The 305-nt window shown below is 34.8% G+C and carries 1 protein-coding gene; it reads right to left on the bottom strand.

What is annotated here, in order from left to right:
* A partial coding sequence (locus tag R2R70_RS19585; RefSeq protein ID WP_410978833.1) for a hypothetical protein occupies nt 1-200 on the bottom strand: 200 nt, incomplete at its 3' end.
* Between the last annotated feature and the right edge of the window lie 105 nt (nt 201-305).

Genomic DNA, 305 nt, shown 5'->3' on the forward strand with positions numbered 1-305 from the left:
TGATCGTTCTTGTCCTTCAATCCGGTGTATTGCCCAACTGTTTCCGGCCTCACTCTGTAAGCAAATGGAACGCCAGCTTTATTAGAGATATAAGAACCAGGATTAATGTCCATGCTTTTAATTCTTTGTTTAATGATTGATAGATCACCGTAATACCATTCTCCGTTGATACCCATTCCTCGAATCTTGATTTCCCTCATTGTACAGCCTCCATTTCATTTTATTTTTTCTTTATAAAATCTCTGTTTTACCCTAACTTATCAAACTTCTTTTTTAATCTGTCATATCTCATCAACTTTTTATTA

Source organism: Cobetia sp. SIMBA_158, assembly GCF_046566945.1.
Classification (GTDB): Bacteria; Pseudomonadota; Gammaproteobacteria; order Pseudomonadales; family Halomonadaceae; genus Cobetia; species Cobetia amphilecti.